At 39.1% G+C, this 20,363-nt stretch carries 21 protein-coding genes and 1 pseudogene; 17 read left to right on the top strand and 5 right to left on the bottom strand.

Annotated elements, in window-relative coordinates; translation table 11 throughout:
* Positions 1-10: 10 nt before the first annotated feature.
* From IHV77_RS11460 to bioD, 7 genes are all read left to right on the top strand, one after another.
* Positions 11-1,192, top strand: a complete 1,182-nt coding sequence (locus IHV77_RS11460; protein WP_194812071.1) for an acetyl-CoA C-acetyltransferase — start codon at positions 11-13, stop codon at positions 1,190-1,192.
* A 322-nt stretch (positions 1,193-1,514) separates the two neighbouring features.
* Positions 1,515-2,342: a dihydropteroate synthase gene (gene folP / locus IHV77_RS11465; protein ID WP_194812072.1), complete on the top strand. Its 828-nt coding sequence runs from the start codon at positions 1,515-1,517 to the stop codon at positions 2,340-2,342.
* Positions 2,343-2,369: 27 nt separating this feature from the next.
* Positions 2,370-3,704, top strand: coding sequence for a phosphoglucosamine mutase (glmM, locus tag IHV77_RS11470; RefSeq protein WP_194812073.1), 1,335 nt, complete (start codon positions 2,370-2,372; stop codon positions 3,702-3,704).
* A 61-nt stretch (positions 3,705-3,765) separates the two neighbouring features.
* Positions 3,766-4,239, top strand: coding sequence for a phosphohistidine phosphatase SixA (gene sixA / locus IHV77_RS11475; RefSeq protein ID WP_194812074.1), 474 nt, complete (start codon positions 3,766-3,768; stop codon positions 4,237-4,239).
* 253 nt (positions 4,240-4,492) lie between these two features.
* Entirely contained in the window at positions 4,493-5,047 is a 555-nt protein-coding gene (locus tag IHV77_RS11480; RefSeq protein WP_194812075.1) for a histone, read from the top strand.
* Between the two features lie 68 nt (positions 5,048-5,115).
* Positions 5,116-5,382 (top strand): YcgL domain-containing protein, encoded by a 267-nt coding sequence (locus IHV77_RS11485; RefSeq protein WP_194812076.1) that lies wholly within the window; start codon positions 5,116-5,118, stop codon positions 5,380-5,382.
* Between the two features lie 134 nt (positions 5,383-5,516).
* Positions 5,517-6,242 (top strand): dethiobiotin synthase, encoded by a 726-nt coding sequence (bioD, locus tag IHV77_RS11490; protein ID WP_194812077.1) that lies wholly within the window; start codon positions 5,517-5,519, stop codon positions 6,240-6,242.
* Between the two features lie 33 nt (positions 6,243-6,275).
* Here bioD and IHV77_RS11495 read toward each other — a convergent pair whose 3' ends face one another.
* The 3 genes from IHV77_RS11495 to asnS all read right to left on the bottom strand — a co-directional run bounded on the left by IHV77_RS11495 (position 6,276) and on the right by asnS (position 9,143).
* Positions 6,276-6,467: a LuxR C-terminal-related transcriptional regulator gene (locus IHV77_RS11495; protein WP_228550017.1), complete on the bottom strand. Its 192-nt coding sequence runs from the start codon at positions 6,465-6,467 to the stop codon at positions 6,276-6,278.
* A 271-nt stretch (positions 6,468-6,738) separates the two neighbouring features.
* Positions 6,739-7,425: a carbonate dehydratase gene (can, locus tag IHV77_RS11500; RefSeq protein WP_194812078.1), complete on the bottom strand. Its 687-nt coding sequence runs from the start codon at positions 7,423-7,425 to the stop codon at positions 6,739-6,741.
* A 314-nt stretch (positions 7,426-7,739) separates the two neighbouring features.
* A complete protein-coding gene (gene asnS, locus IHV77_RS11505) occupies positions 7,740-9,143 on the bottom strand; it encodes an asparagine--tRNA ligase (protein ID WP_194812079.1) in 1,404 nt (467 codons plus the stop codon).
* Between the two features lie 138 nt (positions 9,144-9,281).
* Here asnS and sohB point away from each other — a divergent pair, with 138 nt between their 5' ends.
* Together sohB and IHV77_RS11515 are read left to right on the top strand one after the other, a co-directional pair.
* Complete coding sequence (gene sohB, locus IHV77_RS11510) at positions 9,282-10,343, top strand: protease SohB (RefSeq protein ID WP_194812080.1); 1,062 nt, start codon at positions 9,282-9,284, stop codon at positions 10,341-10,343.
* A gap of 197 nt (positions 10,344-10,540) precedes the next feature.
* Complete coding sequence (locus IHV77_RS11515) at positions 10,541-11,398, top strand: OmpA family protein (protein WP_194812081.1); 858 nt, start codon at positions 10,541-10,543, stop codon at positions 11,396-11,398.
* Positions 11,399-11,461: 63 nt separating this feature from the next.
* Here IHV77_RS11515 and IHV77_RS11520 read toward each other — a convergent pair.
* Positions 11,462-12,325 (bottom strand): annotated as a pseudogene (locus IHV77_RS11520) (fructosamine kinase family protein).
* Positions 12,326-12,534: 209 nt separating this feature from the next.
* Between IHV77_RS11520 and pheS the strand changes: the two are divergent.
* From pheS to IHV77_RS11540, 4 genes are read left to right on the top strand one after another with little or no spacing between them, the layout of a single operon-like run.
* Positions 12,535-13,524 carry a phenylalanine--tRNA ligase subunit alpha gene (gene pheS, locus IHV77_RS11525; protein WP_194812082.1) on the top strand — a complete coding sequence of 330 codons (990 nt, stop codon included), beginning with the start codon at positions 12,535-12,537 and terminating at the stop codon, positions 13,522-13,524.
* 59 nt (positions 13,525-13,583) lie between these two features.
* The gene (gene pheT / locus IHV77_RS11530) at positions 13,584-15,971 is read left to right on the top strand and encodes a phenylalanine--tRNA ligase subunit beta (RefSeq protein ID WP_194812083.1); all 2,388 of its coding nucleotides are present in this window, start codon (positions 13,584-13,586) and stop codon (positions 15,969-15,971) included.
* Positions 15,972-15,975: 4 nt separating this feature from the next.
* The gene (locus tag IHV77_RS11535) at positions 15,976-16,272 is read left to right on the top strand and encodes an integration host factor subunit alpha (RefSeq protein ID WP_194812084.1); all 297 of its coding nucleotides are present in this window, start codon (positions 15,976-15,978) and stop codon (positions 16,270-16,272) included.
* A gap of 58 nt (positions 16,273-16,330) precedes the next feature.
* Positions 16,331-16,822, top strand: a complete 492-nt coding sequence (locus IHV77_RS11540; RefSeq protein ID WP_194813295.1) for a C40 family peptidase — start codon at positions 16,331-16,333, stop codon at positions 16,820-16,822.
* A gap of 40 nt (positions 16,823-16,862) precedes the next feature.
* Here IHV77_RS11540 and metF read toward each other — a convergent pair whose 3' ends face one another.
* Positions 16,863-17,747, bottom strand: coding sequence for a methylenetetrahydrofolate reductase (gene metF / locus IHV77_RS11545; RefSeq protein ID WP_194812085.1), 885 nt, complete (start codon positions 17,745-17,747; stop codon positions 16,863-16,865).
* Positions 17,748-18,048: 301 nt separating this feature from the next.
* On the opposite strand from metF, the gene rplM reads away from it, so the two are divergent.
* The 4 genes from rplM to IHV77_RS11565 all read left to right on the top strand — a co-directional run bounded on the left by rplM (position 18,049) and on the right by IHV77_RS11565 (position 20,167).
* The gene (gene rplM / locus IHV77_RS11550) at positions 18,049-18,477 is read left to right on the top strand and encodes a 50S ribosomal protein L13 (protein ID WP_194812086.1); all 429 of its coding nucleotides are present in this window, start codon (positions 18,049-18,051) and stop codon (positions 18,475-18,477) included.
* Positions 18,478-18,493: 16 nt separating this feature from the next.
* Complete coding sequence (gene rpsI / locus IHV77_RS11555) at positions 18,494-18,886, top strand: 30S ribosomal protein S9 (protein ID WP_194812087.1); 393 nt, start codon at positions 18,494-18,496, stop codon at positions 18,884-18,886.
* A gap of 190 nt (positions 18,887-19,076) precedes the next feature.
* Positions 19,077-19,715 (top strand): stringent starvation protein SspA, encoded by a 639-nt coding sequence (gene sspA / locus IHV77_RS11560; RefSeq protein WP_194812088.1) that lies wholly within the window; start codon positions 19,077-19,079, stop codon positions 19,713-19,715.
* A complete protein-coding gene (locus tag IHV77_RS11565; protein WP_194812089.1) occupies positions 19,715-20,167 on the top strand; it encodes a ClpXP protease specificity-enhancing factor in 453 nt (150 codons plus the stop codon). The genes sspA and IHV77_RS11565 overlap by 1 nt, the downstream gene beginning before the upstream one ends.
* Positions 20,168-20,363: the final 196 nt, after the last annotated feature.

A 20,363-nucleotide genomic window follows, 5' to 3' on the forward strand; every position in this document is an offset into this window, starting at 1 on the left:
GGAGCAAATTATGGAAAATGTTGTTATCGTTAGTGCTGCCCGAACACCAATTGGTAGCTTTCAAGGTGCATTATCTAGTATAAGTGCGGTCGATTTAGGCGCAATAGTTTTATCTGATGTGATGAAACGTGCTGATGTTGATAATGCTTTAGTAAATGAAATTATGATGGGGAATGTACTGCAAGCAGGGACTGGACAAAATCCGGCTCGACAAGCTGCACTTAAAGCAAACATTCCACAAGAAATCCCCGCTTTTACGCTTAATAAAGTATGTGGTTCCGGTTTAAAAGCGGTAATGCTCGGTGCGCAATCGATTCGTGCGGGTGAGTCCGATATTGTTTTGGCAGGTGGAATGGAAAATATGAGCCAAGCCCCTTATATCCTTGATCCCCGTATTCGCTCCGGAATAAAAATGGGTAATTTTAATGTGCGGGATACCATGATAGAAGACGGTTTAACCTGTGCAACGAACGGCTATCATATGGGAATTACAGCTGAGAATATCGCAGAAAAATATGGTATTAGTCGCCAAGCACAAGATGAATTTGCACTCCGCTCACAAATGTTAGCCACAAAGGCGCAAAGTGAGGGACGTTTTGAAGCGGAAATTACACCGGTAACCGTATCTTCACGTAAAGGTGATACGATAATCACGCTGGATGAATATCCTAAATCAAATACTTCCTTAGAAGGGTTGGCTAAATTGCGCCCCGCATTTAAAAAAGAAGGAACGGTAACCGCAGGGAACGCTTCCGGTATCAATGATGGTGCAGCAGCTCTATTATTGATGAGTGAAGGCAAAGCAAAAGATCTCGGCATTACGCCTCTTGCCCGTATTCGCAGTTATGCCAGTGCGGGAGTTGAGCCGGCTTTAATGGGATTAGGTCCAATTCCTGCTACACAAAAAGCACTTACTAAAGCGGGCCTAAATCTTACGGATATTGGCTTAATCGAAGCTAATGAGGCTTTTGCTGCACAATGTCTTGCGGTTGCTCGAGAGCTCAAATTAGATATGGATAAAACAAATTTAAATGGTGGCGCAATTGCACTGGGACATCCTATCGGAGCAAGTGGTGCTCGAATTTTAGTCTCACTTCTATACAATATGATTGCCCGCCAACGGCAATTTGGGCTTGCAACACTTTGTATTGGTGGTGGGCAAGGTGTTGCGATCGTTATTGAGCAGATATAACCGATATATTTTTATTATTTAACATAGGTGATCAAATTCGAAATTTGATCACCTTTACAGAGGCTTTCTTAGTAAGAAAAACGAGACTTTTTGTGATCAGTAAAGACGTTAAATTTTTCACGTTAATCGGAAAAAATTCAAATTTATGTCAAATCTTTCCCTCGGTTAATCCCGTTTATTTCACTCTAATTCCTGATTTCTCATTTTAAGTAGATGGTAATCATCAGCGACTTACCGATTTACTGACTTATTTATTCTTTTCTTTATCGGATTCCGTTATAATTTGCCGGTTTAAATTCACCTTAAAAATTAACCGCACTTTATGAAACTTTACGCAAATAACAAATGTCTTGATTTAGCAATGCCCCAAATTATGGGAATTTTAAATTTTACACCGGATTCTTTTTCTGATAGCGGACAATTTTTTAATCTTGATAAGGCATTGTTTCAAGTAGAAAAAATGCTAAATGAAGGTGCGACAATTATTGATATCGGCGGTGAATCCACACGCCCGATGGCAGATGATGTATCGGAACAGGAAGAACTTCAGCGTGTTGTTCCCTTAGTGGAGGCAGTGCGTCAACGTTTTGATTGTTGGATTTCCGTTGATTCTTCAAAAGCTGTGGTTATGCGGGAAGCGGCGAAGGTTGGAATGAATTTAATCAATGATATTCGTGCCTTACAAGAACCGAGTGCGTTACAAGTTGCGGTGGAATTAGCGTTACCGGTTTGTATTATGCATATGCAAGGGCAGCCACGTACAATGCAAACAAATCCACATTACGAAAATGTAGTCCAAGAGGTGTTTGATTTTTTACATAAACGAACGAAAGAATGTATTACGGCTGGTGTGAAAAAAGAAAACTTAATTTGGGATATGGGGTTTGGTTTTGGTAAAACAGTTCAACACAACTACAAGTTATTACAGCAATTAAACGTTTTTTGTGGAGAAGGCTATCCGGTACTTGTCGGAATGTCGCGTAAATCAATGATTGGGGCGGTGTTGGATAAACCTGTTGAAGAAAGAGCTGTAGGTAGTGCAGCCGGGGCATTAATTGCCGCTCAAAACGGGGCAAAAATTCTGCGTGTACATGATGTGGCGGCAACATCTGATGTTCTTAAAATTTGGCAGGCAATGCAAAACGCTTAATTAATCGAAAATTAAAGGAATTTTATTATGGCAAATCGTAAATATTTTGGCACGGACGGTGTACGTGGAAAAGTGGGAACTTATCCGATCACTCCTGATTTTGCACTAAAGTTAGGTTGGGCGGCAGGTAAAGTATTAGCTTCTCAAGGTTCAAAAACCGTGCTAATCGGTAAAGATACCCGCATTTCCGGTTATATGTTAGAATCCGCATTAGAGGCTGGTTTAGCCGCAGCCGGATTATCTGCTGCATTTACCGGCCCGATGCCGACCCCGGCAATTGCTTATTTAACCCGTACCTTTCGGGCTGAAGCGGGAATTGTGATTTCCGCATCTCATAATCCTTATTACGATAACGGGATTAAATTTTTCTCTGCACAGGGGACAAAATTGCCCGATAAGATTGAGGAAGCCATTGAGTCAATGCTTGAACAACCGATGGATTGTGTTGAATCCGCAGAGTTGGGTAAGGCTAGTCGTATTAATGATGCTGCCGGTCGTTATATTGAATTTTGTAAAAGCACATTTCCGGCACACCTTGGTTTAGAAGGCTATAAAATTGTTGTCGATTGTGCAAATGGTGCGACCTACCACATCGCCCCGAATGTCTTGCGTGAATTGGGTGCTGAAGTGATTGAGATCGGCACGAACCCGAACGGGCTGAATATCAATGACAAATGTGGTGCAACGGATGTGCGTGCATTACAGGAAAAGGTGTTAGAGGTAAACGCCGATGTCGGTTTAGCCTATGATGGTGATGGCGACAGAATTATGATGGTGGATCATCTTGGCAATAAAGTTGATGGTGACCAAATCCTGTTTATTATTGCCCGTGAAGCATTACGCTCGGGACAATTAAAAGGTGGTGTGGTCGGCACATTAATGAGCAATATGAGCCTTGAAGTTTCGCTAAAAATGCTAGGCGTTCCTTTTGTGCGGGCAAATGTGGGTGATCGTTACGTATTGGAAAAAATGGTTGAGCACGGTTGGACACTTGGTGGTGAAAATTCCGGCCACATTATTATTTCTGATAAGAATACCACAGGTGATGGCATTATTGCTTCATTGGCGGTGTTAGCGGCAATGGTTCAGCATAAACTTTCTTTAAATGAACTTGCCGGAGCGGTAAAATTATTCCCTCAAGTTTTAATTAATGTACGTTTTGCCGGTGGTGCAAATCCATTAGAAAGTGAGGCGGTAAAAACTATTGCGGCAGAAGTCGAAAAACGTTTAGTCGGCAAAGGGCGTATTTTATTACGCAAATCGGGCACCGAGCCATTAATTCGGGTTATGGTGGAATGTCAAGATGCTGAACTTGCACAACAATGTGCCGAAGAAATCGCAGAAGCTGTAAAAGCAAATTAACTGATTTTTGACCGCTCTTTTTTTAGAGTGGTCGTTTTTTATTGTAACTAAGGAAAGCAATATGAGAATTTTTGTTATGCGCCATGGTGAATCCGAAGTGATAGCAAAAACAGATAAAGCCCGTCATCTCACCTCTTATGGTAAGAAGCAGGCTTTTGCACAAGGCGAGCGGCTAAAATTGTTCACAAATTCATTTCAACGTGTTTTGGTTAGCCCTTATGTCCGTGCGTTAGAGACTTTTGAGCAGGTAAATCAGGCTTTTGATGAGATTTTAAAGGCAAATCTTGAAATTTGGGAGGGGATTACACCTTATGGTTCAGCTGTGTTGGCTACGGATTATCTTTCCGTATTGAAAAGTGAAGGAATCAACTCTGTACTGATTATTTCACATTTGCCCTTAGTGGGTGAAATTGTCGCTGAACTTTATGGTAAACGAAACCCGATTAATTTTTATCCTGCAACGATTGCTCAACTTGAATGGAAAGATGGAAAAGGGGAAATTATTAGTTATCATTATCCCCCGGAAATACTTTAATCTTGGTTAAAATATAATCTTTAGTTTAATTTTCCATCTTTACAAAAAAATAAATTTAAAATAGGGAATTTTTTATAAGTTCTGATATTTCAATAGGTTGACAATAAATTGACTTTCTTATCATGAATTTTATTTTTTTATAAAATGTAAATTTTGTTGTAAGGTATTTTCTTTTAGATTTTTTTTCGTAAACTATTGTGTGCAAAGCAGGTAAGCTTTGGAAATCTACTTAACCCTTTATAGGAGATAAAAAATGAAAAAATCAGTATTAGCAGCATTAGTACTAGGTGCAAGTTTAGCGGTAACAGGCTGTTTTGACAAACAGGAGACCTCTCAAAAAGTTGAGGCTGCAAAAGATGCGGTAACTAACGCGGCTGCTGATGTAAAAGATGCGGCAGTAAATGCGGCGACAGATGTGAAAGATTCCGCAAAACAAGCGGCATCAGATGTAAAAGAAGCGGCTGTGAATGCAATGGACTCGGCAAAATCTACTGCTGAAGAGGCTAAAGATAAAGCAATGGAAAAAGCGGCTGAAATGAAAGATGCCGCTGTAGAAAAAGTTGAGGAAGTGAAAGAAGCTGCGAAAGCAAAAGTTGAAGAAGCAAAAGACGCTGCGGTTTCTAAAGTCGAAGAAATGAAAAGCAGCATGGCAGAAATGAAAGATGCAGCAACAAATAAAGCTACCGAAATGAAAGAGACGGCGGCAGAAAAAATGGATGAAGCAAAAGAAGCAATGTCTTCAATGAAAGAACAAGCGACTGAGAAAGCCTCAGAAGCGATGGATGCAGTAAAAGAAGCAACCAAATGATCAGATTAAAATCTGATAATCCCTACCGGTATTTCCTGTAGGGATTTTCTTTTTTAAGGATAAAAATAATGTTATGTACGATTTATAGAAGTAAGAAAAAGCCGGGGAGTTATCTTTATATTCAAAAACGTGATGATTTTTCAAGCGTGCCGGATGCATTATTAACGCATTTTGGTAAACCTGAGCTTGTGATGATGTTTAATCTGGCTGGTAATAAGTTGTTACATAATGCCGATAAGAATGAGGTTCGAGAGAAAATTGAATCGCAAGGTTTTTATCTACAAATGTCGAAGCAAGATGATGGCTTATTTAATAGTTTGAGTGAGATCAAATAATTGTTTTATTTTTCTCCTAAAAATAATAAATCTTGCGTTAGCGCAAATTTTTTATTTAAAAACTCCTTTAAAATCTACCGCACTTTTAGTGCTGTCGTTTTTATGCCTATTAAATTGAATTTTAAGGAGATAGAATGAGTAGCTTTTTTATTGCAGGGACTGATACAAATGTTGGTAAAACAACAGCATGCCGTGCAATTATTCAAGCACTACAAGATAAAGGTATCAAGATTGTAGGTTTTAAACCTATTGCCTGTAATGCTGAACCAAGTGCTTATCCCGTGGGACAAGAGTTTTTGTCTGATTATGATAATAAAGAAAACAGTGATGTTGTCACATTAGTGAATTCAACCGCACAAGATGTACTTTACGAAGAGATCAATAGCTATACTTTTAATCATACGTTACCAATGCTGGTTGAGGCAAAGAAAAGGATCAAACTGGATAAAATCAACAAAACGCTTGAAAAACTCAATCAAAAATATCAATCCGTTGCTGTAGAAGGGGCATTCGGCTTATTAACCCCAATGGCGGAAGGAAAGAGTTTCGGTGATTGGGTGAAAGATAGAAATATGCCGGTTGTACTTGTCGTAGGAATAAAAGACGGCTGCATTAATCACGCCTTGTTAACGGTTCAGGCTATTCGTAGTTTAGGCGTGCCTCTACTTGGTTGGGTGGCGAATCGGGTTAATCCGCTTTTAAGTCATTATGCTGAAATTGTTGATTTTTTAGAAAACAATATTGATGCGCCGTTATTAGGAAAAATTCCTTATGTCCACAAACCGGAAAGCCAAGAATTAGGCCATTACCTCACCAATATTGATCGTTTGATGTATGTTCAAACGGAACAGGTAAAATAAAACCTATTCCAGAGGATATATCTTCGGTTCATGTTATTTTAAAAGACTGATTTTAGCGATAAGCTCTGCCAAGCTTTCCGCTTGCATATTTTCCATAATATGTGAGCGGTGAATCTCCACGGTACGTATGGTGATGTTCAGCTGTTTTGCAATTTGCCGATTGATTTCTCCCTGTATAATCAAAGCTAATATTTGTGTTCTTTCGGGGTTAGCTGTTGGTAGCATTGGCTAATTCGGTATTTTTTATAATTAATTTGTATTTTTTCGTTGCCGGTTGCACTGTAGTTTGTAAAGCGGCGAGTTCAACAGGCTTTTGTAGAAAATCAACCTAAGCCGAGCTTTTCCGGTATTATGTAACACTTGCACAAATCATCGTCGGGGCGCACCAAGTAATAATATTTAATAATGAAGCAGTGCGTTGCGGCTTCGCCTAACGATACCCTACCCTAAGAAATTTCGGAGATAAAATTTTCTTTGTGCAACTGATATAATACCGCTATTCATTAGTTTGTTCTTTCTTTAGAATGTTTTCTTCATCCAGTGTTGATAAGCGTGCGATGGCATTACGGTAAGATATTTCCAAGGTTTCTCGACTTGTTGCTGCCACACCTTGATCCACAAGAAAGCCATCATTGACATCGTAAACCCAGCCGTGGAGAGAGAGTTTTTGTCCTCGTTCCCAAGCACTTTTCACAATGGAAGAACGCCCAAGGTTATAAACCTGTTCGAGCACATTGATTTTTGTGAGCATATCGGCACGTTTTTCCGGTGTGAGTTTGCCAAGTAAATGACTGTGTTTAAACCAAATGTCACGAATGTGGAGAAGCCAGTTATTGATTAGTCCCAATTGGTTATCTGCCATTGCCGCTTTTATGCCGCCGCAGTTGGTATGTCCGCAGATAATAATATGTTCAATATTGAGAACATCAACGGCGTATTGTACAACCGAAAGGCAGTTGAGATCCGTATGAATCACTTGGTTGGCAACATTACGGTGAACGAATAATTCACCGGGTTCTAAATTGGTCAGCTTTTCTGCCGGTACACGGCTATCAGAACAGCCAATCCAAAGGTAATGCGGGGTTTGATGATCGGCAAGCTCTTTAAAATAGGTTGAATTTTCCTCTTTCATTCGCTGTGCCCAGCTTAAATTATTTGCAAAAAGTTGCTCAATTTTTTTCATATTACTTTCCTTAAAATATATAAAATTTCACCATTATGTAGCTGTTGCACAAAGAGAATTTTATCTCCGAGATTTCTTAGGGTAGGGTATCGTTAGGCGAAGCCGTAACGCACCGTTCATTATTAAATCTTGTTACTTGGTGCGTTACGGCTTCGACTAATGCTCCTTCCAATGTTTTGTGCAAGTGCTAAATAATAATGAAAAATTTGACCGCACTTTTATGTGCGGCCATAAAAACGACATTTTGAATGTTGCTTTTTTCGATGTTAGTGAGCTTATAAATCATCCTTTAAATGATCATCACTTCACGTTGATTAGAAATTCGCATTTCTTGGTGCACGAGGGAATGGAATGACATCACGGATGTTTTGTACTCCGGTTACATATACAATCAAACGTTCAAAACCAAGTCCAAAACCGGAGTGCGGTACCGTACCATATTTGCGAAGATCGCGATACCACCAGTAATCTTCCGGATTCAAGCCCATTTCTTCCATACGTTTATCTAATACTTCTAAGCGTTCTTCACGCTGTGAGCCACCGATGATTTCACCGATTCCCGGGGCTAAGACATCCATTGCCGCAACTGTTTTACCGTCATCATTTAAACGCATATAGAATGCTTTGATGTCTTTCGGGTAGTTTTTCACGACAACCGGTGATTTAAAGTATTCTTCTGCCAGATAACGTTCGTGTTCGGAAGAGAGATCAATTCCCCAAGATACCGGAAATTCAAATTTCTTGCCTGATTTTAGCAACACATCAATGGCATCCGTGTAATCAATTTGAGCAAAGTCAGAATTTACAAAGTTTTCTAAACGTGTAATAACTTCTTTGTCTACATGTTTTTCAAAGAATTTTAAGTCGTCTTTACGTTCAGCCAATACCGCACGGAATACATATTTCAACATATCTTCCGCTAATTTGGCATTGTCAGCTAAGGTTGCAAACGCAACTTCAGGTTCTACCATCCAAAATTCAGCCAAGTGGCGGGTAGTATTAGAATTTTCAGCACGGAAGGTTGGACCGAAAGTATAAATTTTACTTAGCGCGCAGGCATAGGTTTCACCGTTTAACTGGCCTGATACGGTTAAGAATGATTCTTTGCCGAAGAAATCTTGAGTGAAATCGACCGCACCTTTTTCATCTCGTGGAAGATTTTCAAGATCTAAAGTGGATACTCTGAACATTTCACCGGCACCTTCCGTATCGGATGCCGTGATAAGCGGTGTTGCAACCCAGTAGAAACCTTGTTCGTGAAAGAAACGATGAATAGCTTGTGCTAAACAGTGGCGAACACGTGCTACCGCACCGATAATATTTGTGCGCGGACGTAGGTGTGCCACCTCGCGTAAGTATTCGATAGAATGGCGTTTAGCCGCCATTGGGTAGGTATCCGGATCTTCTACAAACCCTGTCACTTCCACTTTTTCAGCTTGTAATTCAACAGCTTGACCTTCCGCAGGTGATTCAACGATTTTCCCGGTTACAATAACAGAGCAACCTGTTGTTAGACGTAATACTTCGCTTTCGTAATTTTCTATATCGTTATTGATAATTGCTTGAATCGGATCAAAGCAAGAGCCGTCATACACGGCTAAAAATGATAAACCCGCTTTAGAATCTCGGCGGGTACGTACCCAACCGCGAACAGTAACGGTTTCGCCAATGGCGATTTTTTCTTGTAGTACATCAGCAATAGATGCAATTTTAAACATATAAACCTCTAAGCATAAAAATAGGTAGAAAAAAGCGCACTTAGTTTACCTTAAATCACAAAATTTTCCATAAGAAAGTTAGGACTTATAGTCAGAGTCGGGTAGAATGTACGGCTTATAACATGAGGAGAGCATTTTATGTGGTCAGATATTTTAACCGGATACGGTATTTTTATTTTAGAGGTTTTAACCCTATTACTTATCATTGCTGCCGTTGCCGCTTTTATTATTTCTGCACGCCAGCATAAAGCGGGTGTGCAGGGGGAACTTGTTGTTACGGATTTATCCGAGCATTTTGAAGAAACGGTGAAACATTTGCGTGATTTCCATTTATCTGAAGAAGAATTAAAACAACAAGCAAAAGTTGAGAAAAAAGCGGAAAAGCAAAAAGCGAAAACCTTGAAAGCAAAGCTAAAAAAAGGTGAAAAGATTGATGAGTCTAAGCCTTGCGTTTATGTTTTAGATTTTAAAGGCGATATTTCCGCTTCGCAAACGACCGCACTTCGTGAAGAAATTTCAGCGATTATTAATGTTGCAAAATCGGATGATGAAGTTTTGCTACGTTTAGAAAGCCCGGGCGGGGTAGTTCATGGTTATGGCTTGGCGGCTTCACAATTGGCACGTATTAGGAAAAAAGGAATTAAACTTACGGTTGCGGTTGATAAAGTCGCGGCGAGCGGGGGATATATGATGGCTTGTGTTGCGGATAAAATTATTTCCGCCCCTTTTGCGATTATCGGCTCTATCGGTGTTGTTGCTCAAATCCCAAATATTCATCGCTTACTGAAAAAACATGACGTTGATGTGGATGTCATGACTGCCGGAGAATTTAAACGTACGGTGACGGTATTAGGTGAAAATACGGAGAAGGGAAAACAAAAATTTCAGCAAGAACTTGAGGAAACTCATCTACTATTTAAACAATTTGTGGGTCAGAATCGACCGCACTTGGATATCGATAAGATCGCAACCGGTGAACATTGGTTTGGTTCACAGGCTCTTGATTTAGGGCTTGTTGATGGTATTTCGACCAGTGATGATCTTTTACTTGAAGCAATGAAAGAGAAGAAATCTGTCATTAGTGTCAGTTATAAAGTAAAGAAACCGTTACTACAAAAATTAGGTCATCAAGCGGAAGAAAGCGTAGCGGCGCTTTTACAAAGATATATGAATAAAAACTCACAGGATTTTATTCGCTAAACTTGCATTGAATCTATGAAAGAGTAATTGTGAATTAAAAATCCAATATAGTTTAATATTTACAAAATCAGGTTTTACGATTAGTATAAGCGTCCGAAACTTTTATAGTTTTCTTGCTTGGAATTTATAAAGTTTAGTTGTCCGTTTCCTTGTTTTTTAGGAATACACAGTTTAGTAATCAAAAGGTAAAAAGAAACATGAAATTATCTCGTATTTTATTTTCCGCTGTTGCTGTTGCGACAGTGGCAGCTTGCGGTAATTTAAGCAAAATTACCGCAGAAGGTATGCCTGAATATAAAGATGTCGATGGTGTCCAAGTTCCGCAACTGGTGTGGCCGAAAATCGACAGTTCGGGTTTCAATCACGATGGTAGCCAATTCGGTTCTTGGCCGAACTGGGATAACGTGCGTATGATTGAACGCGGTATGAATAAGGATCAATTATATAACTTAATCGGTCGCCCGCATTTTTCTGAAGGTTTATATGGCGTAGAAGAATGGGATTACGCGTTCAATTATCGCGAAAACGGTGTACATAAAATCTGCCAATACAAAATTTTATTTGATAAAAATCACAATGCGCAAAGTTTCTTCTGGTATCCGAACGGATGTAACGGCAATGCTTCATTCACATTAAGCGGTGATTTCTTATTTGATTTCGATAAAGATGTTTTAACGCCACGTGGTAAAGAAGTTGTTGATAACGTTGCGGCGCAATTAAAAACAACCGGAGCTAAAGATGTTAAAGTTGCAGGTTATACCGACCGTTTAGGTTCTGATGCTTATAATTTGAATCTTTCTCAACGCCGTGCAAATCGTGTTAAAGCACGTTTAATTGAAGAGGGTGTAACGGCTCAAATTACAGCTATCGGTTACGGTAAATATCCTCAGGTTAAAGCATGTGAGGGTTTCCGCCACGCAAGCCAAGAAGAAAAAGATTGTTTACGTCCTAATCGTCGTGTAGAAGTTACTTCTTCAGGTTCTGTACTCAAATTGCAGGAAGGTGGAGAGATTAACGGCGGAACTCAAGGCCCAACACCTCTTTATCAAAAATAGTTTTTAACTGAAGATAACGAAAATAGCATAACAAACCCGTTATGCTATTTTTGTTTTTGTACATTAATTTGCTAAAATTTTATTCAAGGTTTCTTGAGTAAGATGAATGTAATTTCCTAAAAAACGATGACTAAAATTCAATAAGTAGTAAAGTTGATAAAGATTTTTTCTTTGTTGATAACCATCCCAATCAATAGGAAAAGTGCGGTCATAATTTGCATAGAATTTTTTAGGGAACGGCTCGAAAAGTTCTGTAAAAGCAAGATCACACTCTCTATCCCCCCAATAACAAGAAAGATCATAAGTAAAAGTTTGATTGCTTACAATGCAAACGTTTTCAATCCATAAATTACCGTGTAATAGCGAGGGCTTAGGGTTATGCTTTGCCAGTTTTTGAGCAACGGATTGAACGATCTCATCAATGTTACCAAAATCAAGGCCTTTATCTTTACATAATTGTAATTGCCAACCGATGCGTTGCTCACTAAAAAATTTTGCCCAATTGCTATGCCATTTATTCGGTTGATAGACAGAACCCAACCAAGTATCAAAATCTAGTCCGTAAAATTTTGTGCCGGAAATTTGGTGTAACTGAGCAAGTTGGTAACCAAATTCTTCCGTAAGGGAAGATTGTTGCTGAATATCAAGGGCTTATAAAAGAAGAAAACTATGATTTTGAGAGCAACCCACACCATAAACCATAGGGACATTAAGTGCGGTCGTTTTTCGTAATATTTCTAGTTGATCGGCTTCTGCACGAAACATCGAGCGATAGGATTTTTCATTCGCTTTAACAAAAACCGGTTGAATACCATCACTAATTATCCAAGCTTTATGCATTTCTCCTCGATGAATACATTCTTTTTTCTTAATTGAATAATAAGCACCGAATTGCTCAGCCAATACTTGAGAAATAGATTTCCACATAGCCACCTCCTAGAGAAAACATTTAAATTTATTTTAAAAGAATTTTTAATAATTTCTGTGACGAGAGTCAAAATTTTAAATATTTACCTAGATTGAAAAGGGCATAATAAAATGCAGAGAATCCAAATAAGTACGTGATTTTTTAGCGTATTGGTATTATCATTAAGACCGTTTTTAGACTAGAGAAGAGAAAATAATCAGAGGAAATTATGCAACATCTGAAAGAGCTTGTTGAGAAAGCAAAATCGGCGATTGATTCGATCGAAGATAAGAGTTTAGCTGCACTGGACGAAATTCGTGTCGAATATTTTGGGAAAAAGGGTCATTTTACTCAATTAATGCAAGAACTTCGTAATGTTGCGGCGGAAGAACGTCCGGCAATAGGAGCTAAAATTAATGAAGCGAAACAGGCTGCTATTGAATTTTTAAACGCCAAAAAAGCAGAGTGGGAAAATGCCGAGCTTAATGCGAAATTAGAAAAAGAGCGTGTGGATGTGACGTTACCGGGAAGAAGAACGGAAAAAGGTGGGCTACATCCGGTAACGATAACGATAAATCGGGTAACACAATTTTTTTCAGAACTTGGTTTTTCAGTAGAAAATGGGCCGGAAATAGAAAGCGATTACTACAATTTTGATGCGTTAAACATTCCAAAACATCACCCGGCACGTGCTGATCACGATACTTTTTGGTTTAACCCGGAATTATTGCTTCGTACACAAACTTCAGGCGTGCAAATTCGTACCATGGAAAAAATGCAACCACCAATTCGCATTATGGCACCGGGGCGTGTTTACCGTAATGACTACGATCAAACCCACACGCCGATGTTTCACCAAATTGAATTACTCTATGTAGATAAAAAAGCAAACTTTACAGAGTTAAAAGGATTGTTGCATGACTTCTTGCGCGCTTTCTTTGAAGAAGACTTGCAAGTACGTTTCCGCCCCTCCTATTTTCCATTTACAGAGCCTTCGGCCGAGGTGGATGTAATGGGGAAAAACGGCAAATGGCTTGAAGTGTTAGGTTGCGGAATGGTTCACCCAAATGTATTACGTAATGTAGGTATTGATCCGAATGAATATTCAGGCTTTGCTGTGGGAATGGGCGTTGAGCGTTTAACAATGTTGCGCTACAACGTCACAGATTTACGTTCATTCTTTGAAAATGATTTACGTTTTTTAAAGCAATTTAAATAATTATTTTTCGGATATTTTCACAAATAAGAGAACGCAATAAATTTAAAGGATAAAGAATAATGAAATTTAGTGAACAATGGGCAAGAGAATGGGTTAATCCGGCGATTTCTACGGAGCAATTATGTGAACAAATTACCATGCTTGGTTTAGAAGTTGATGGCGTAGAAAATGTAGCAGGAGAGTTTACCGGTGTCGTGGTTGGGGAAGTTATTGAATGTGCACGACATCCGGATGCAGATAAATTACGTGTTACTAAAGTGAATGTCGGTGGTGATAAATTACTGGATATCGTGTGTGGCGCGTCGAATTGTCGCCAAGGTCTAAAAGTCGCTTGCGCTATTGAAGGCGCAGTGTTACCAGGAAATTTCAAAATTAAGAAAACGAAATTACGCGGTCAACCTTCGGAAGGAATGCTTTGTTCTTTCTCCGAATTAGGCATTAATGTAGAGACAGACGGTATTATCGAATTACCGCTTGATGCGCCGATTGGTGTAAATTTACGTGATTATTTAAATTTAAATGATCAGGCTATCGAAGTCAGTTTAACTCCAAACCGTGCGGATTGTTTAAGTATTGCCGGTATTGCCCGTGAAATTGGTGTCGTAAATAAACTATCGGTAAATCGACCGCACTTTGAAGCGGTTCCTGCAACCATTTCGGATAAAGTTGAAATCGAGCTTAAAGCTCCTGAAGCTTGCCCGCGCTATTTATTACGCGTTATCAAAAATGTGAACGTAAAAGCGCAATCACCGATTTGGATGCAAGAAAAATTACGTCGCTGCGGTATTCGTTCTATTGATCCGATTGTCGATATAACAAACTATATTTTGCTTGAACTCGGGCAGCCTATGCATGCTTTTGATGCGGCAAAAGTCGCACAGCCGGTGCAAGTTCGTTTAGCGAAAGAAGGTGAGTCCCTTATTTTATTAGACGGTTCAACGGCAAAGTTACAAACAAATACATTAGTTATCGCAGATCAAAACGGACCGCTCGCAATGGCAGGGATCTTTGGAGGGCAAGCGAGCGGTGTTACCGCTGAAACGAAAGATGTTATTTTAGAATCGGCTTTCTTTGCACCGTTGGCGATTTCCGGTCGTGCAAGACAGTATGGTTTGCACACTGATGCTTCGCACCGTTTTGAACGAGGTGTTGATTTTGAATTAGCACGTAATGCAATGGAACGAGCAACAGCGTTATTGCTTGAAATTTGTGGTGGTGAAGCCGGTGAAATTAGTGAAGCGGTAAATGAAGAATTTTTACCGAAAGTAAAAAACGTTCAGCTTCGTCGTGAAAAATTAGATGCGTTACTCGGTCATCATATTGAAACCGAAACGGTAACCGACATTTTTAACCGTCTTGGTTTTAATACACAGTATGAAAATGGTGTTTGGACGGTAACTTCTGCAAGCTGGCGTTTTGATATTGAAATCGAAGAAGATCTCATTGAGGAAGTCGCTCGTATTTACGGCTACAACAGTATTCCAAACAATGCACCGCTGGCGCATTTGCGTATGCGTGAACATAAAGAAGCGGATTTAGATTTAGCCCGCATTAAAGCCGCACTTGTTGACTCGGATTATCAAGAGGCCATTACTTATAGCTTTGTTGATCCAAAAGTTCAATCTTTATTACATCCTCATCAAGAAGCACTCGTGTTGCCAAATCCGATTTCTATTGAAATGTCGGCAATGAGAGTGTCATTACTAAGCGGGCTACTTGGGGCAGTATTGTATAACCAAAACCGTCAACAAAACCGTGTGCGCTTATTTGAAACCGGTTTGCGTTTTATTCCGGATGCGAATGCAGAATTTGGTGTTCGCCAAGAATTTGTTCTCAGTGCGGTGATTAGTGGTTCAGTTAAAAATGAAAGCTGGAATGGTAAAGCGGAACCTGTAGATTTCTTTGATTTAAAAGGTGATCTAGAAAGTTTGCTTTCCTTAACCGGTGTTGGCGGCAACGTACGTTTTGTGGCAAAAACATTTGATGCCTTGCACCCGGGACAATCTGCCGGTATTGAATTAGATGGCAAAGAAATAGGCTTTATCGGTACGATTCACCCTTTAATCTCTCAAAAATTGGGATTAAATGGAAAAGTGGTGGTATTTGAAATTTTATGGAAACCTATTGCAAATCGTACTGTCGTACAAGCCAGGGAGATTTCAAAATTCCCTGCTAACCGTCGCGATTTAGCCTTGGTTGTTGCCGACGAAATTTCAGCAGGTGATGTCCTTGACGCTTGTAAGAAAGCCGGAGGAGAGAAACTCACCCAGGTGAATTTATTTGATGTATATAAAGGCATTGGCGTGCCAAGTGGTGCAAAAAGCCTTGCTATCAGTTTAACCATTCAAGACAATGAAAAAACCTTAGAAGATGATGAAATCAATAGGGTTATTTCAGCTGTTTTAAATGAAGTTAAACAACGTTTCAATGCTGAATTAAGAGACTAAACTTATGACACTGACCAAGATGGATATAACCGAATTTTTAATTGAAGAATATCGGTTACAGAAATTAGAAGCGAAGAGACTGGTGGATGATTTTTTTGAAGAAATTCGATTATCCCTGGAATCTGGCGACGATGTGAAATTATCAGGGTTTGGTAATTTTGAATTACGTGATAAATCTTCTCGTCCGGGTCGTAACCCTAAAACAGGGGAAAGCATACCGGTTTCGGCGCGCCGGGTTGTTGCATTTAAACCGGGTCAGAAGTTGCGGGCGCGTGTTGAAAAGGCGAAAGTGAGTCAATAATTTAGGAGATGAAAAAGTGCGGTTGTTTTTGACCGCACTTTTTATCCTTGTTAATAAGATGAAACGAATAAAAATATTATTTTTTGTATCAAGTCTAGTAACATTATTTGCGTGTTCCTCTGGAAATTTCAAACAAGAGAATTATGCAATTAATTATAAAGGTCAGATTGATGATCCTATCATGGCAATTACTTTGCTGAGTGAACAACAATATGAATGGGCGGGAACACCTTATGTTTTAGGAGGGAAGTCCCGTAAAGGTGTAGATTGTTCGGGATTTGTTCAAAAAACCTTCTTTGATCGATTTAATATTACCTTGCCTAGAACCACAAAAGATCAGGCTAAATATGGAAAGTTAGTTCGTAAAGAAGATATTCAAACCGGTGATTTAATCTTCTTTAAAACAGGTCGCGGGCCAAATGGGTACCATGTGGGGATTTATGTGAAAGATGATAAATTTCTTCATGCTTCCACAAAAGGCGGGGTAATTTATTCCTCAATGAGTTCACCGTTTTGGAATAAAACTTTTTGGCAAGTAAGACGAATTTAGGAATGAAGAGTGCGGTTGAAATTAACCGCACTTTTGTATTTTAAGATTTTGGACGAACACCCAGCATATGGCAAATGGCGTAGGTTAATTCACTTCGATTTAGTGTATAGAAATGGAAATCCGTTACCCCTTCGCTGGATAAAATTTTTACCATATCCATTGCTACACTTGCCGCAACAAGATTACGTGTGGCGGGATCATCCTCTAATCCTTCGTAGGCTTTTGTTAACCAAGTCGGAATTTTTACATTTGTGAAAGAAGCCATTTTTTGAAGTTGTTTGAAGTTTGTAACGGGTAAGATACCCGGCACAATTTCAGCTTCAATACCAATAGAAGCACAACGATCACGGAAACGTAGATAACTATCAATATCAAAGAAAAATTGAGTAATAACATGATTTGCACCGGCATCAATTTTTCGTTTCAAGTTGATTAAATCTGCCTGTGCGGATTTTGCTTCAGGGTGAACTTCAGGATAAGCTGCAACGGAAATATCAAAATCAGCCACAGAGCGGAGTAGCTCTACTAAATCTGAAGCATAAAAAGGTTTTTTTTCATAACCTTTCGGCTCATCACCGCGTAAGGCAACAATATGACGGATACCACTGTTCCAATAATCCTTAGCAATTTGTTTTAATTCTTCCGGCGTTGCATCAATACCGGTCAGGTGAGGGGCTGCGACCAACCCTGTTTCCTGTTTAATGGCTTTTACAATGCTGTGTGTACGATCCCGTTCGCCGGAATTTGCGCCATAGGTGACAGAAACAAATTTAGGTTCCAGTACTTTTAAACGTAGAATTGATTCCCACAGCATATTTTCCATTTTTTCATTTTTGGGTGGAAAAAATTCAAAAGAAATGTTGATCTTTTTATTAAAGTCAGCAATGTTTTGATTCAAATTATTGATTTCTTTTGCATAGCTCATTTTTTTCTTCCTATTAGAAATTGAATGATGTTGTAGCTCCAAAATAAAATAACTTTATGTATTAGTCAATTTGAATAAATTCATTAAATACATTAATTACACTCATAGATATATTATGAGTTTTTTGCATAAAAAATTAGCATTTGCTAGGAAAATATGTATAATACACCGACCCTGTAAATGCACGAATTCCCATCGTGCATTATTTTATCGAAAATCACACTCGAAGGGGTGAGGATTAAGATTAACGGTTGTGTTCAGAAGAACACTGGGTATCAAACTAATTTTTGGTAATTAATTAATGAAAACTTTTGTAGCAAAACCGGAAACGGTTAAACGCGACTGGTACGTAGTAGATGCGACAGGTAAAACTTTAGGTCGTTTAGCGACTGAATTAGCAAGTCGTCTTCGTGGTAAACACAAGGCTGAGTACACTCCACACGTAGATACCGGTGATTACATCATCGTTATCAATGCCGATAAAGTGGCAGTAACCGGTCGTAAAGAAACAGATAAACTTTACTACTGGCATACCGGCTATGTAGGTGGTATCAAACAAGCGACTTTTAAAGAAATGATCGCACGCCGTCCTGAAGCAGTGATTGAAATTGCGGTTAAAGGTATGTTGCCGAAAGGTCCATTAGGTCGCGCAATGTTCCGTAAATTAAAAGTATATGCAGGTGCTGAACATCAACACGCTGCACAACAACCACAAGTTTTAGATATTTAATCACGAGGTTCAGAATATGGCAGAGAATCAAAACTACGGCACAGGTCGCCGCAAAAGCTCTTCAGCTCGTGTATTTATCAAACCGGGCAGTGGTAAAATCACTATCAACCAACGTGAATTAGACGTTTACTTCGGTCGCGAAACTGCGCGCATGGTGGTGCGTCAACCGTTAGAATTGGTTGAATTAACTGATAAATTAGACTTGTACATCACAGTTAAAGGTGGTGGTGTTTCCGGTCAAGCGGGTGCAATCCGTCATGGTATCACTCGTGCGTTAATTGAGTATGATGAAACGTTACGCCCGGCACTTCGTGCTGCAGGCTTCGTTACTCGTGATGCTCGTCGTGTTGAACGTAAAAAAGTGGGTTTACACAAGGCACGTCGTCGTCCGCAATACTCAAAACGTTAATTTTTATTTTTATTTCAAAAAGCAGAGATCTTTCTCTGCTTTTTTTATGGTTCAAAAATAAACATATTCATAACATACTGAATATAAAGAGAAAAAAAGATTTTCTTGGCTTTTTTAACGCTATTTATGGTAAAATGCCAGCCCTTTAGCAATATCTATTATTTTTAAGTTTGGATCTTCGGAGGAATCAATGTCCAATGCATCAAGTAAACGTTCTATCATGACACTTTTTTCAAATAAAGATGATATTTACTGTCATCAAGTGAAAATTGTATTAGCGGAGAAGGGCGTAGCTTATGAAAATGAAGAAGTTGATCCGCATTCTTTATCAGAGGATTTAATGGAATTAAATCCTTATGGTACTTTGCCTACATTAGTTGATCGTGATTTAGTGTTGTTTAATTCACGTATTATTATGGAATATCTGGACGAACGTTTTCCTCACCCTCCGCTTATGCCTGTTTATCCTATTGCCCGTGGTAAAACCCGTCTTTTAATGCTGCGTATTGAGCAAGATTGGTATCCGGCATTATTAAAAGCTGAAAAGGGTAGTGAAATAGAACGTGCAGAAATTTTAAAACATTTAAAAGAAGAATTGTTAGCTGTTTCGCCTATTTTCCAACAAATGCCTTATTTTATGAGTGAAGAGTTTAGCTTAGTCGATTGTTATGTCGCGCCATTATTATGGAAACTAAAACAATTCGGTATTGAATTTACCGGTGCGGGCAGTAAAGCATTAAAAGGTTATATGGATCGCGTATTTAGTCGTGATTCGTTTTTACAATCAGTCGGTGAGGCCGCACCTAAAAATTTAATGGATGATAAGTAATGGATTATAAATTCTCTCCAAAGCGACCTTATTTATTAAGGGCATATTATGATTGGCTCGTTGATAATGATTTTACACCTTATCTCGTCGTAGATGCGACCTACTGGGGGGTGAATGTGCCGAGTGAATATGTGAAAGACGGACAGATTGTATTAAATCTTTCCACCAATGCTACCGGAAATTTACAATTAACAAACGACTTCATTCAATTTAACGCCCGCTTTAAAGGTGTATCTCGCGAGCTCTATATTCCAATGGGGGCCGTGCTTGCTATTTACGCTCGTGAAAACGGCGATGGTGTGATGTTTGAACCGGAAGCCATTTATGATGAATTAAATGGTGAGCCGGATACGGATCAACCGAATGATTTTACAGAAGTTGTAGATAAACCAAAAGCGGTGAAAAAGAAATCGATTACTAAATCGGCATCACATTTAAGAATTGTTGATTAGCGCTTATTTGAGAAACATATGGGAGATTACCAATACTTGCATTAGGGAAGTGCGGTTGATTTTAACTATGTTTTTTCAATAAGAATCCGCACGTAGAACGTACGTTTTTCGCTTATCCTATAAGGACTTAGACTTAATTTTCTTAAAGAGGAACGTGAAAAATTGACAAGCACTTTGTGGATTATTCCTTACATAT

Origin of the sequence: Rodentibacter haemolyticus (assembly GCF_015356115.1) — a bacterium.
GTDB classification, from domain to species: domain Bacteria; phylum Pseudomonadota; class Gammaproteobacteria; order Enterobacterales; family Pasteurellaceae; genus Rodentibacter; species Rodentibacter haemolyticus.